This is a genomic window from Acidovorax sp. ST3, assembly GCF_003231145.1.
Lineage (GTDB): Bacteria > Pseudomonadota > Gammaproteobacteria > Burkholderiales > Burkholderiaceae_C > Acidovorax.
This window is the reverse complement of the sequence record NZ_QKVP01000004.1, coordinates 740,188-753,863: the sequence shown is the minus strand read 5'-3', so window position 1 is coordinate 753,863 and position 13,676 is coordinate 740,188. Positions and strand designations below refer to the sequence as shown.

The 13,676-nt window shown below is 65.6% G+C and carries 10 protein-coding genes; 1 reads left to right on the top strand and 9 read right to left on the bottom strand.

Annotated elements, in window-relative coordinates; translation table 11 throughout:
* Positions 1–232: 232 nt before the first annotated feature.
* The 7 genes from gshB to DNK89_RS16090 form a co-directional block, all read right to left on the bottom strand.
* Positions 233–1,189 carry a glutathione synthase gene (gene gshB, locus DNK89_RS16120; RefSeq protein WP_110960907.1) on the bottom strand — a complete coding sequence of 319 codons (957 nt, stop codon included), beginning with the start codon at positions 1,187–1,189 and terminating at the stop codon, positions 233–235.
* Between the two features lie 51 nt (positions 1,190–1,240).
* Positions 1,241–2,428, bottom strand: coding sequence for a benzoate/H(+) symporter BenE family transporter (locus DNK89_RS16115; protein WP_110960906.1), 1,188 nt, complete (start codon positions 2,426–2,428; stop codon positions 1,241–1,243).
* A 167-nt stretch (positions 2,429–2,595) separates the two neighbouring features.
* A complete protein-coding gene (locus DNK89_RS16110; RefSeq protein ID WP_110960905.1) occupies positions 2,596–4,464 on the bottom strand; it encodes a potassium transporter Kup in 1,869 nt (622 codons plus the stop codon).
* A gap of 257 nt (positions 4,465–4,721) precedes the next feature.
* Complete coding sequence (gene gshA / locus DNK89_RS16105; protein WP_015016114.1) at positions 4,722–6,017, bottom strand: glutamate--cysteine ligase; 1,296 nt, start codon at positions 6,015–6,017, stop codon at positions 4,722–4,724.
* A gap of 95 nt (positions 6,018–6,112) precedes the next feature.
* The gene (locus tag DNK89_RS16100; protein WP_099731896.1) at positions 6,113–7,579 is read right to left on the bottom strand and encodes a TrkH family potassium uptake protein; all 1,467 of its coding nucleotides are present in this window, start codon (positions 7,577–7,579) and stop codon (positions 6,113–6,115) included.
* A 27-nt stretch (positions 7,580–7,606) separates the two neighbouring features.
* The gene (gene trkA, locus DNK89_RS16095; RefSeq protein ID WP_110960904.1) at positions 7,607–9,070 is read right to left on the bottom strand and encodes a Trk system potassium transporter TrkA; all 1,464 of its coding nucleotides are present in this window, start codon (positions 9,068–9,070) and stop codon (positions 7,607–7,609) included.
* Positions 9,071–9,130: 60 nt separating this feature from the next.
* Positions 9,131–10,411, bottom strand: coding sequence for a glutamate-5-semialdehyde dehydrogenase (locus tag DNK89_RS16090; RefSeq protein ID WP_110960903.1), 1,281 nt, complete (start codon positions 10,409–10,411; stop codon positions 9,131–9,133).
* A gap of 46 nt (positions 10,412–10,457) precedes the next feature.
* Between DNK89_RS16090 and DNK89_RS16085 the strand changes: the two genes are divergently transcribed.
* Positions 10,458–10,796: a hypothetical protein gene (locus DNK89_RS16085; protein ID WP_110960902.1), complete on the top strand. Its 339-nt coding sequence runs from the start codon at positions 10,458–10,460 to the stop codon at positions 10,794–10,796.
* 407 nt (positions 10,797–11,203) lie between these two features.
* On the opposite strand, the gene DNK89_RS16080 is transcribed toward DNK89_RS16085, so the two are convergent.
* Both DNK89_RS16080 and holA read right to left on the bottom strand, forming a co-directional pair.
* On the bottom strand, positions 11,204–12,577 hold the full coding sequence (locus DNK89_RS16080) for an FAD-binding oxidoreductase (RefSeq protein WP_238990832.1): 1,374 nt from the start codon (positions 12,575–12,577) through the stop codon (positions 11,204–11,206).
* Positions 12,550–13,605: a DNA polymerase III subunit delta gene (gene holA, locus DNK89_RS16075; protein ID WP_110960900.1), complete on the bottom strand. Its 1,056-nt coding sequence runs from the start codon at positions 13,603–13,605 to the stop codon at positions 12,550–12,552. Before holA ends, DNK89_RS16080 begins: the two co-directional genes overlap by 28 nt.
* Between the last annotated feature and the right edge of the window lie 71 nt (positions 13,606–13,676).

Below are 13,676 nucleotides of genomic sequence, written 5' to 3'. Positions count from 1 at the left end.
GAGCGAAGCCTTGTATTCTATACCGGTTTTTAACCCACTCAGAACACAAAACCAAACTTTCTTCGCAAACCTTCCGAGCCATCTGCAGCAGCACCGAAGCACCAGCACAACCCACCCACAGAACCTGACCGCTTTTGCAGTCAGGCCTCAGCAGCGAAGCCCTCGACTATAGCACGCCTACACCACTCAGCAGGGAAAACCCGAGGGATTTTGCAAAAACCCGCTCTGCTGATCAGCTGCGCGCATCCGCCACAGCAGCCTCCAGAGCATCGATGAACAGGAAGGCCACGTCGCAGCCTGTCTGATCAAAGATCTCCTGGAAGCAGGTCGGGCTGGTGACATTGATCTCCGTGACGCAGTCGCCGATCACATCCACGCCCGCCAACAGCAGGCCGCGGGATAGCAGCACCGGCCCCAATGCTTCACCAATCTCACGATCGCGTGCAGACAGAGGGCGCGCCACGCCCTTGCCGCCAGCCGCCAGATTGCCCCGCACTTCGCTGCCTTGGGGAATGCGCGCCAGGCAGAAGGGCACCGGCTTGCCGCCAATGATGAGAACCCGCTTGTCGCCATCAACGATCTCGGGCAGAAACTTTTGCACCATCACGCTCTGTGCGCCGTGGCGGTTGAGGGTTTCGGTGATGCTGCCCAGGTTGAGGCCATCCGGCCCCACGCGGAAGATCCCCATGCCGCCCATGCCGTCCAGGGGTTTGAGGATGATGTCCTGGTGCTCCGCATGGAAACGGCGAATGTCTTCCGCATCCCGGGTGACCAGCGTAGGTCCGATGAACTGCGGGAACTCCATGATGGCCAGCTTTTCAGGATGGTCCCGCAGGGCGCTGGGCTTGTTGAACACGCGTGCGCCGTCGCGCTCTGCCTGCTCCAGCAAGTGCGTCGCGTAGAAGTACTCGCTGTCGAAGGGCGGGTCCTTGCGCATGAGCACCGCGTCGAAGTCGGCCAAGGCTGCGCTGCGCTGCGGCTGGGCCTCGTACCAGTGGGTGGCGTCTCCTGTGAGGCGGATGTCGTGCACCCGTGCGGTGACCTTGCTGCCACGTTGCCAGGTGACGTGCTGCGGCTCGCAGACCGTGAGGGTGTGCCCACGCCGCTGTGCCTCGCGCATCATGGCGAAGGTGGTGTCCTTGTAGATCTTGAAGCTTTGCAGCGGGTCGGCGATGAAGAGCAGTTTCATGGTGTCGGGTCAAGAAAGGGGGAGCCTATGGGCCCAGGCAGCCAAGGCGGCTTACGCGCCGTTGGCCTGCGAACGCCTGTACTGTTGCACAAATAGCGCAATGCTGCCGGCCACCACTCCCCAGAAGGCCGAGCCCACCCCAACAATGACCACACCGCTGAGGGTGACGAGGAAGGTGATGAGTGCCGCCTCACGGTGCGACTCGTCCCGCAGCGCCGCCGCCAGACCGTTGCCGATGGTGCCCAGCAAGGCCAAACCCGCGATGGCCACCACCAGTTCCTTGGGAAAGGCGGTGAGCAGCCCCGTGATGACCGCACCAAACAGGCCGATCGCCACATAGATGGCGCCGCATGCCACTGCGGCCGTGTAGCGCCGGTTGCGATCGGCGTGCGCCTCGGGGCCCATGCACATTGCAGCGGTGATGGCACTGAAGTTGAGCGCAAACGCGCCAAAAGGCGCCAGCACCAGGGTGGCCAGACCCGTGAGCGTGATGAGCCGCGAAATGGGCAGGTCGTAGCCCGACGCTCGGATGACCGCCACACCGGGTAGGTTTTGCGAGGCCATGGTCACCACAAACAAAGGAATCGCCAGGCTGACGGCGGCAGCCACGCTGAACTGGGGCGCGGTGAAAACCGGCAGGGCCAACTCCAGCTGCACCGCCGACCAGGCCATCTGCCCTTGGGCGGCCACAAACACCACGGCCGCTGCGAGGGTGATGACCACCGCATACCGCGCAGCCAGACGGCGGCTCACCAGATAGACCATCAACATCAGCAGCACCAAGGGCAACGCCGTCTGGGCGGCCGCAAACGCCTGCAGGCCAAAGCGGGCCAGCACGCCGGCCAGCAGGGCCGCGGCGATTTCCATGGGGATGCGGTTCATCACGCGCTCGAACCAGCCGGTAACGCCCGCCAGGGTGATGAGCAAGGCGCTGATCATGAAGGCGCCGATCGCCTCGCCCATGGTGAAGCCGCCCGCCAAACCTGCCGTGGCCAGCACGGCGGCGCCCGGTGTGGACCAGGCCACCATGACGGGCTGGCGCAGGATCAGCGAGGGCACCAGCGAACACAGCCCCATGCCCAGACCCAGCGCCCACATCCAGGACGTGATCTGCGCAGGCGTGGCGCCAAACGCCTGGGCGGCCTGGAACACGATGGCCACCGAACTGGTAAAGCCCACCAGCACCGCCACGAAGCCTGCCACTGCCGTGGAAAGGCTCAGGTCTTTGAAAAATTGCATGGGCGCGATTCTGTCACCGCGCGCATCAGGCAATGAGACAGACGGGCGGCTCGCCCCAATCACTACATTATTGATAGCATTTCAGGCAATTAGCACTAGCGCTACCAAGCAAAAACCGCCTAAAACTGCCTCGCAGTACCTGCAGGGGGCCTGGAGAGCCCCTGCGGTCAGATCTCGATCTTGGAGCCCAGTTCGACCACCGCGTTATTGGGCAGGTGCAGGAAGTCGGCCGCACCGCTGGCGTTGTGGTGCATCTGAGCGAACAGCTTCTCGCGCCAGGGCGCCATGCCGCTGCCGATGGTGGGGATCACAGTGTCGCGCGACAGGAAATAGCTGGTGGTCATGGGCTCCAGCTCACAGCCTCGCCCACGCAGCAGCTCCAGCGCACGGGGCAGGTCGGGGTCGTTCTTGAAGCCATAGTGCACCACCACCTGCCAGCAGTCGTGCCCCAGCGACTCGACCTGCAGCCGTTTGTCCAGGCCAATCCAGGGTGTCTCATGGTTGTGCACGGTGACAAACAGGTTCTGCTGGTGCAGCACCTTGTTGTGCTTGAGGTTGTGCAGCAAGGCATTGGGCACCGCGCCGGTTTCGGCCGTCAGGAAGACGGCCGTGCCATCCACCCGTGTGGGCGGGCTGATGAAGATCGATTCCAGAAAGTCCTTGAGGTCGATGGCATCGGCGCGCAGCTTGTCGTTGAGCAGGCGGCGTCCTTCCTTCCAGGTCATCATGAGCGAGAACACGATGCCGCCGATCATCAACGGGAACCAACCGCCCTGGAACAGCTTGAGCAGGTTGGAGGCGAAGAACGCCAGGTCCACCACAAAGAAACAGCCCGTGGCCCCGATGCACAACGCCAGCGGATACCGCCAGCCGTAGCGGATCACGAAGAAGGTCAGCGTGGTGGTGATCAGCATGTCCAGCGTCACCGCGATGCCGTAGGCTGCCGCGAGGTTGCTCGACGAGCGGAACATCACCACCGCCAGCACGATGGCCACGAACAGCCCCCAGTTGACCAGCGGCATGTAGATCTGGCCCGTATCGCGCACGCTGGTGTGCTGGATGTTCAGGCGCGGCAGGTAGCCCAGCTGGATGACCTGCTTGGTCACGCTGAACGCGCCGGTGATCAGCGCCTGCGAAGCAATCACGGTGGCCATGGTGGCCAGGATCACCAAAGGCACCAGCGCCCAGTCGGGGGCCATCAGATAGAACGGGTTCTTGACGGCCTCGGGCTCGGCCAGCAGCAGCGCGCCCTGGCCAAAATAATTGAGCGTGAGGGAGGGCATGGCCACCCCAAACCAGGCCATGCGGATCGGGCGCTTGCCAAAGTGGCCCAGGTCGGCATACAAGGCCTCGGCGCCCGTCACGCACAGCACCACCGCGCCCAGAATGATGAAGCTGGTGCCCGGGTTGGCCCACATGAAGCCCAGCGCGTGGTGCGGGCTCAGCGCCCACAGGATCTCCGGGTGCCCCACGATGTGCGACACGCCGAGCAGCGCGATGGTGACAAACCACACCAGCGTGATGGGGCCAAAAAACTTGCCGATGCCGCCCGTGCCGCGCTTTTGCACGGCAAACAGGCAAAACAGCACCACCAGCGTGATCGGGATCACGTAGTGCTTAAAGTGCTCGGACACCACCTCCAGCCCCTCCACCGCCGACAGCACCGAGATCGCCGGGGTGATAACGCCATCGCCATAAAACAGCGAGGTGCCAAAAATACCCACGCCCAGCAGCACGCTGCGCAACTGGGGCTTGTCTTTGACGGCCTGGGAGGCCAGGGCCAGCATGGCGATGAGGCCGCCCTCGCCGTGGTTGTCGGCGCGCAGCACCAGCACCACGTACTTCAGGGAGACGATGACCGTGAGGGTCCAGAAAAAGATGGAGAGGATGCCGTAGACGTTCGTAGGCGTGAAAGGCACATGGCCGGACCCGAACACCTCCTTGACGGCATACAGCACGCTGGTGCCGATATCGCCATACACAACACCGATGGCGCCCAGCGTGAGCGCTGCGAGCGATGACTTGGAGCTTTGCACTGACCACCCCCGGGCGCTGGGCCAGACGGGGTTCCGTTACTTTTGGGAACGCTATTGTGCGCCTGAGCCAGATCAAGCGATTGGAGGCGAAACCCCATGTTGCAACGCAGCAACTCGCCCTTGGCAACCGGGCGCGGGCATGGCATGCGGGGCCGCCTCACTCCCCAACGCGCCCGCTGTACAGCCTCCGCCCACGCGGCAAAGGCGCTGAAACCCGATGCATCCGGGCCCGCAAAGGGCCCCAAAGACCCTGGCTTTTAGTCGTACACCTCGGCGTCCGGGTTGGTGGCCTCCAGCTCGTAGCTGGCCGCCAGCATCGCCAGCCGGGCCACCACGCCATACATATAGAAGCGGTTGGGTGCGCTCACGCCCGGGCGCACGCCAGGCTGGGGCATGTGGGTGCTGTGCTCAAAGGCCAGGGGCACAAAGCTCGCGCCGGGGGCGTTGAGGTTTTCGTCCACACCGCGCTCGGCATGCATGCGGTAGAAGCCGCCCACCACGTAGCGGTCCATCATGTAGACCACGGGCTCGGCCACAGCGTCATTCACGCGCTCCTGCGTCAGCACGCCTTCCTGGATGATGACCTCGCTCACCGGCTGGCCGTCCTTGATCACGGCCATCTTGTTGCGCGTCTTGCGGTTGACGGCGTCCAGCTCCTTGGCGTCGCGCACGGTCATGATGCCCATGCCGTAGGTGCCGTTGTTGGCCTTGACGATCACGAAGGGCTTTTCGTTGATGCCGTATTCCTTGTACTTGCGGCGCACCTTGGTCAGCAGCGCATCCACACTGGTCTGCAGCTGGTCCATGCCCGTGCCTTCGGCAAAGTCCACCTCGCCGCATTGGCTGTACATGGGGTTGACCAGCCAGGGGTCGATGCCCAGCATCTTGCCAAAACGCTTGGCCACCTCTTCGTAGTTCTTGAAGTGGGTGCTCTTCTTGCGCACGCTCCAGCCGGCGTGCAGCGGGGGCAGCAGGTACTGCTCGTGGATGTCTTCCAGAATGCCGGGGGCGCCTGCGGTCAGGTCGTTGTTCAGCAGGATGGTGCAGGGATCAAAGTCCTTGAGTCCCAGCCGGCGCTTTGTGCGCACCACGGGCTCCAGGGTCACGGTGTCGCCATTGGGCAACTCGATCAGCGTGGACTTCTTGATCTCAGGGCTGATGGAGCCTACCCGGACGTTCAGGCCCGCCATGTTGAAGATGCGCTGCAGCTGCACCACGTTGGACAGGTAGAACGTGTTGCGCGTGTGGTTCTCCGGGATGATCAGCAGGTTGCGCGCTTCGGGGCAGATCTTCTCGATCGCGGCCATGGCCGCCTGCACGGCCAGGGGCAGCATCTCCTTGGTCAGGTTGTTCCAGCCGCCCGGGAACAAGTTGGTGTCAACCGGCGCCAGCTTGAAGCCTGCATTGCGGATGTCTACCGACGTATAGAACGGCGGCGTGTGCTCCATCCACTCCAGCCGGAACCAGCGCTCGATGGCGGGCATCGAGTCGAGAATGCGCTGTTCGAGTTCGTTGATCGGCCCGGTGAGGGCCGTGATGAGATGCGGAACCATGGAAAGCCCTCGGGAAGCGATTGCAGTGAATTGTAGGATGTGGGGTCAGGCCGGGTTTTCGCAAGCCACCCCTTGGGGTACCACGGCCCTGCCCCCTACCGGCGCCAGAACGCCGGGGTCAGCAAGGCCATAAAGCTCAGTATCTCCAGCCGGCCCAGCAGCATGGCCAGGGTGCACACCCAAATCTGGAAATCGGTCAGCACCGCATAGTTGGACGCTGGCCCCACGCTGCCCAGGCCCGGGCCCGCGCAGTTGACGCTGGCCAACACCACCGAGAACGCGGTCACCGGGTCCAGGTCCGTCAGCAGCATGACCATGCTCAGCCCAAAGACCGTGCCGCCATAGACCAGCATGAAGGCCAGCACCGAGAAGATCACCCGGTTGTCCACTGCGGCGCCGCCCAGTTGCACCGGCTGCACCGCGCGTGGGTGCACCAGGCGGTTCATCTCGCGGCGCGCCTGCTTGACGAGGATGAGCATGCGGACCATCTTGATGCCCCCGCCCGTCGAACCCGCGCTGGTGGCCACACCCGACAGCAGCAGCATGAACACCGGCGCAAACACGGGCCAGGCCAGGTAGTCCACCGTGGCGTAGCCGGTGGTGGTGGCCAGCGACACCAGGTTGAACATGCCATGGCGCAGCGCGTCCAGCGGCCCATACACGCCCTTGGCCCACAACAGCAGAGCCACCAGCAGACCGCCGCCAATCAGCGTCACCAGCGTGGCCCGCAGCTCCGGGTCGCGCCAGAAGCCGCCCCACTGGCCCTTGCGAATGGCGACGAAGTACAGCGCAAAATTGCAGCTGGCCACCAGCATGAAGAAGATGCAGATCGCCTCCAGCAGCGGCGACTGGAAGTACCCAAAGCTCAGGTCGTGCGACGACAGCCCGCCCAGGCTCACGGTGGTGAACATGTGCATTAACGCATCCAGCGGCCCCATGCCCCCGGCCCAGTAGGCCAGGCCACACAGCACGGAGAACAGCGCATACACCCCCCAGAGCCCCTTGGCCGTGCCGGTCATGCGTGGCGTGAGCTTGGTGTCCTTCAGCGGCCCCGCCGCCTCGGCCTTGAACAGCTGGCTGCCCCCGACGCCCAGCAGCGGCAGCACGGCCACGGCCAAAATCAGGATGCCCATGCCCCCCATCCACTGCAAAAAGGTGCGCCACACATTCACCGACACCGGCAACGCATCCAGGCCCGCCAGCACGGTGGAGCCCGTGGTCGTCAGCCCCGACACCGCCTCGAAGTAGGCGTGCGTGAACGACAGCGGGTGCCCGGTGTAGTGCCCGGCCAGCATCAGCGGCAGCGCGGCCGACAGGGGCAGCAGCATCCACACCAGCGACACCAGCATCACGCCGTGGCGCGGCTGCAGCTCTTGCCGGAACAGCCGCAGCCGCCACCACAGCCACGCGCCCGCCAGCATCGTGGCGCCCATGGACAGCGGGTACACGAACCAGACGCCGTCGCGCGTCCACAGCGAGACTGCCAGCGGCAGGCCCATGGACAGCGAGAAGATCATTACCAGAATGCCCAGCACGCGCAGAACGGGAAACATGTCCGTCATGGGGGTCTCGCGCAGCTCGGTGCCAGGTCAGAAAAAAGTCGCGCTCACGCGGAAGAGCTTTTCCACATCGCGCACCAGCCGCTTGTTGGGCAGGAAGAACACCACGTGGTCATTGCTCTCGATCACCGTGGCGCTCCGCGGGATGATGACCTCGGGCTCGCGCAGATCGGCAGCGGATGCACCCGTGGTTTCCGACGCGTCAGGCAGACCGCGCACGATCAGGCCGATGTGCACATCGCGCGGCAGTTGCAGATCGCTGACCTTGCGGCCGACCACGCGCGAGCTTTTGCGGTCGCCGCGCGCCACGATCTCCAGCGCCTCGGCCACCCCACGGCGCAGGCTGTGCACGGCCTGCACGTCGCCCTGGCGCACATAGGCCAGCAGCTCCCCCAGCATGGCCTGCGCGGGCGACAGCGCAATGTCGATCTGCGTGCCGTGCATCAGGTCGGCATAACTGCGCCGGTTGATGAGGGCCAGCACCCGGCTCGCGCCCATGCGCTTGGCCAGCAGGCACGACATGATGTTGTCCTCATCGTCGTCGGTGAGCGCGAGGAACAGGTCCACCTCCTCGATGCCTTCGTCACCCAGCAGGTCTTCGTCGGTGGTATCACCCTGCAGCACCAGCACCTCGGGCGGCAGAGCCGACGCCAGCTCCACGCAGCGGTCCGCATGGTCCTCAATGATCTTGATGTGAAAGCGCCCGCCCGCCTGGCTGAGCTGCCGCGCCAGCCGCAGGCCCACGCGGCCACCGCCCGCAATCATGATGCGGCGCACGGGCTGGGGCTGCTGGGAGGCTGGGCGGTGCAGGGCGGCCAGCACGTTGGCAATGTGCTCGTGCGCGGCCAGCACGAACACTTCGTCCCCCGGCTCGATGCGCGTGCTGCCGTCGCAGGCGATGAAACGGTCGGGCTCGTCCGGGAAGCGTCGGTAGATCGCCACCATGCGCATCGCCAGCTCCGGCGCACTCTCGCGCAGCGCGCCGATGGAGTGCCCGACCATGGGAGCCCCCACCCGCGCCCGCACCGAAACCAGGCAAGCGCGGCCCCCGGCAAATTCGCGCACCTGCATGGCCTCGGGGTACTCGATGAGCTTGCCGATGTAGCGGGTCAGCGATTCTTCAGGGCAGATGATGCGGTCCACCGCAAACCCCTCGGGGCCCACCAGGCGCTCATGGGTCTCGAAGCCTGTAGACCGCACCCGCGCAATGCGCTTGGGGATGTTGAACAGCAGCTGCGCGATCTTGCAGCACACGAGGTTGGTCTCGTCCTGCGCGGCGCAGGCGATCAGCAGGTCGGTGTCCTCGGCCCCCGCCTCGGCCAGCACGGCGGGCTCGATGCCGTTGCCCACCACCCCGCGCAGGTCAAACCGCGACTCCAGGTCGCGCAGGCGCGCGGCATCGGTGTCGATGACGGTGATGTCGTTGCGCTCGGACACCAGGCTGTCTGCCACGCTCTGGCCCACGCGGCCGGCGCCGAGGATGATGATTTTCATGTGAAATTGGCTGCAAGCGCTAATCGAACATGCGCCAGCAGCTATGGTTTCAGGAGCACATCAGGCCCGCACCTCGCCCTCGCCCAGCACCACGTACTTGAGCGAAGTGAGGCCTTCAATGCCCACCGGGCCGCGCGCGTGGAACTTGTCGGTGCTGATGCCGATTTCGGCGCCCAGTCCGTACTCGAAGCCGTCGGCAAACCGCGTGCTCGCGTTCACCATCACGCTGGCCGAATCCACCTCGCGCAGGAACTGCTGGGCATGCATGTGGTCGCGCGTCAGGATGGCGTCGGTGTGGTGGCTGCTGTAGCGGTTGATGTGGGCGATGGCTTCGTCCACGTCCGCCACCACCTTCACGCTGATGATCGGAGCCAAGTACTCCTCGCTCCAGTCCTGCTCGGTGGCGGGCACTAGGTGCGCACCTGGCACTGACTGCAAGATGGCCAGCGATTCGGGGCAGCCGCGCATCTCCACGCCCTTGGCGGCATACACCGCGCCGATTTGGGGCAAGAACTCTGCCGCCACGCCGCGCGCCACCAGCAGGCCTTCGCTCGCATTGCAGGGGCTGTACTTGTTGGTCTTGGCGTTGTCGGCCACCTTCACGGCCATGGCGATGTCGCAGGGGTCGTCCACATAGGTGTGGCAGTTGCCGTCCAAATGCTTGATGACGGGCACCTTGGCATCGCGGCTGATGCGTTCGATCAGGCCCTTGCCGCCACGCGGGATGATCACGTCCACAAACTGCGGCATGGTGATGAGCTGGCCCACGGCCTCGCGGTCGGTGGTCTGCACCAGTTGCACCGCGTCTTGGGGCAGCCCCGCCTCGGCCAGCGCCTGCTGCACCAGCTTGGCCAGTGCCTTGTTCGAATCAATCGCCTCGGAGCCGCCGCGCAGAATGCAGGCATTGCCGCTCTTGATCGACAACGACGCGGCCTCGATGGTCACGTTGGGACGGCTCTCGTAAATCATGCCGAACACGCCAATCGGCACCCGCATCTGGCCCACGCGAATGCCGCTGGGCTGCTGCTTCATGCCGAGGATCTCGCCAATGATGTCGGGCATGGCGGCCAGCTGTTCACAACCCTCGGCGCAAGTCTCCAGCACCTTGGGGGTGAGCTTGAGCCGGTCCACCATCGGGCCCGCCAGCCCATTGGCCACGGCGCGCTCCAGGTCTTTGGCGTTGTCGACCTGCAGGGCAGCCACGTTCTCGCGCAGCAACCGGGCCAGCGCCTTGAGCGCTTTGTTTTTGATAGCTGCTGGCGCTTTGGCCATCAGCGCAGAGGCCGTTTTTGCCTGGAGACCGAGAGAGTGCGTGTATTCAGCGACGTTGAGGGCGTTCATCCTGCGATTTTGCCGCACTTGGTATCGGCCCGGTGGGCGCGGGCCCATGGCTGCTTTACCCTCGGGCCTGTCACCCACCATTGATCCGCCCGGCTACGCCATGACCGACACCGCCCACACCCAGCTCACCACCTTCACCCAGGCCCTGCAAGCCTTTGAACGCGGCGACCACACCGCCGCCACCCTCAGCACCCTGACCCGCCAGCAAACCACCCTGCTCGCCGCCCTGCCCCCGCGCTACAGCGAGGTGCTGCTGAACCTGCTGGACCGACTGGAATCGAGCGCGCTGTTTTCGGAAGAAAGCTGCTCGTTCAGCCAGAAGGACCTGGTGGCGAACTTGACGATGTGGGCTGAAAAAGCACAAGGCACATTGAACGCCCGCTGACACGCCCGAGGGCCGAGCGCAGCGATGGCCCGAAGGGCTGTTGGCTGTTTGGATGTTCGGCCCCCCTGCTGGCTGCGCCTGCGGCGGGGCGGCTGGGAGGTGGCATGGGCGTCGAAGCGCCCATGCTTCGTGAACTGGCTCGCCGTGGCTGTCCGAGCGGCGCGCGCAGCGCAAAGCGAGTTCCACGGCGCACCCCGCAGCCGCACCGCTGCAGGTTTGCCCCCACGCAGCGCGTGGGGGTCGCAGACTGGGGGTCGCCTTTTCTTTGCTTACTTTCTTTTGGCGAAGCAAAAGAAAGTGAGTCGCCCGCCGGGGCGATAACCCGGCTCCTGCCCTAGGCCAAGGCACTAACTCCAAATTTCATAGCTACTAGCGCAAGTCCACAAAGCGCTAGACGCCAGAAACACTCAAACCTCCGCCCGCCCCAACCACTTCTCCCGCGCAATATAAGCCCGCACCCCCAGCCCCATGAACGGCTGCGGCGGCATGCGCGTCGGCCCGCCCAAGGCCAAGGCATGCGCCAACAACGGATGGTCCTGCCCCAGCGCCAAATCCGCCGCCAACGCCCCCAGCGCGGTGAACTTCACCACCCCCGCCCCATTGCACCCGGCGACCCCATGCACCTGCGGGGCCAGCCGACCCCAGCGCGGTGCGCCATTGCGGGTGATGGCGATGGAGCCTTCCCAGAAATGCTCCAGCGCCACATCACCCAGCTGCGGAAAACGCGCCGCAAACACGGCAGCATGCTCACGCCGCACCCGCTCGCGCACGGCAGGGCTGACGCGGAAATGCGGCGCATATTCAAAGCCCTGGCGCACCAGAATGCGGTGGTCGTCCGTGTAGCGCAGCGTGGCCCCGGTCACAGCACTCGCAGGCGTCACGCCCCAGCCCTCGGGCGCGCCCAGGCGGCTGCGCTGCTCGGGCGTGAGCGGCGCGGTGAGCGAGCCAAAGGTGACTAGCGGAAACGTCTCCGCCCCCCAGGCGCTGCCGAACAAGCCCAGCTGCTGCGCAAAGCCATTGGCCGCCAGCAGCAACTGCGGCGCACGCACGCAGCCCTGTGGGGTGTGGGCCACGACCTTGCCGCCCGACAAATCCAGCCGTTGCACCGGCGTTTGCTCTTGCAAGGAGACATTGGCGGGCAGCGCATCGGCCAGGCCCCGGCACAGCGCGGCGGGGTTGAGCAGCACGGTGCCCGGCGTGTAGAGCCCGGCGGCAAAGTGGCGGGTGCCCAGGCGTGCAGCCAGGGCGTTGCGGTCCAGCAGCTCGTGCGGCGCACCCAGGGCGCGCAGCTCATCCACATGGTGCTGCAGCGTGCGCTCGGCGGCGGGCGATACGGCGCAGTGGTACTTGCCTGCGCGGCGCCACTGGCAGTCGATGCGGTGCTGCGCCACCAGCCCCTCCAGGTCGTTCATGCCCGCTGTGAGCAAGGCCTGGTAGTGCGCGGCCTGGCGCAGTTCTTCGAGCGAGCTGCCAATGTTGTGGGGCACATCGATGGCAAAGCCCGAGTTGCGGCCCGAGGCGTTGTTGCCCACGGTGCCTGCGTCCACCACCACGATGTGGGCGTGCGGGCGCAGTTCGGCCAAGCGGCGCGCAGCGGCCAGGCCCGCAAAGCCCGCGCCCAGCACCAGCCAGTCGGCTGCCACATCACCCTGCAGCGCAGCGCGTGGTGTGCGCGGGGGCAGGATGGCGGACCAGCCGTTGGTGGCGTCGTCGTGGGGCAGGCGCAAAGGCAGGGATGCCGCAGCGGCCGCCATCACCGGGCCGCGCTGGTCAGGCGGCACAGTTGCAACGCCAGCCGCTGCAGGGCCTGCCAGCCGTCTTGCGGCCAGTCGGGCTGCTTGAGGCCTTTGACGATGCCGTCCACCGTGTGCGCCGACTGCAGCAGGCGCGCCAGAGCGGCGTCGCTGGCCTTGGGCAGGATGCGTTCAAACAGCCGCTCCTTGGGGCCCCAGATGCGGTTCTCGCGCAGGGCCATGGGCAGGGGGCGGCCGGCGTTCATGGCGTCTTTCACACGCTTCAAGGCGCGGATGTCTTCGGCCAGCGCCCAGTGCACCAGCACCTCGGCCTCGCCCTCGGCCTGCAGGCCATCGAGCATGCGCTGCACGCGGGCCGTCTGCCCGGCCAGCACCGATTCGGACAGCTTGAACACGTCGTAGCGCGCCACGTTGAGCACAGCGGCTTCGACCTGGGCTTGCGTCAATTCACCCGCCGGGTGCAGCAGGGCGAGCTTTTGAATCTCCTGGTGCGCGGCCAGCAGGTTGCCTTCCACGCGGTCGGCAAAGAACTGCAGGGTGCGCTGGCCTTCTTCGCCCGCCACCACGCGCTGGCCCTGCGCGGCCAAGCGCTGGGCAATCCACTGCGGGAGCTGGCCGCGCTCGATGGGGTCGATCTGGATGGAGACGCCGTTGCCCTCCAGCGCAGCAAACCAGGCGCCGGTCTTGGTGGCTTTATCGAGGCGCGGCAGCATGACCATGGTGAGCGTGCTGTCGTTGCCCCGGGCCGATTCAGCGATCTGCTGCAGCGCCACGCTGCCATCCTTGCCGGGCTTACCCGAGGGGATGCGGATCTCGACAATCTGCTTGTCGGCAAACAGGCTCAAGCTGCCGCCTGCGGCGAGCACAGCGCTCCAATCAAAGTGGGCACCGGCCACGGTGTAGCTGCTGCGTTCGGTGTAGCCCTGGGTGCGGGCCGTGGCGCGGATGGCGTCGGCCGCCTCCTGCTGCAGCAAAGGCTCGTCGCCATGCAAAACATAAAGCGGCGACAGGCCCCGTTGAAGATGCTGAGAGAGTTGGGCCAGGGCGACTTGCATGCGGCAAAGTTTATCGCCTGGGCAGACCCGGCATTGCGCAAATTGCCAGCGGATACCCTCACAGTGCACAA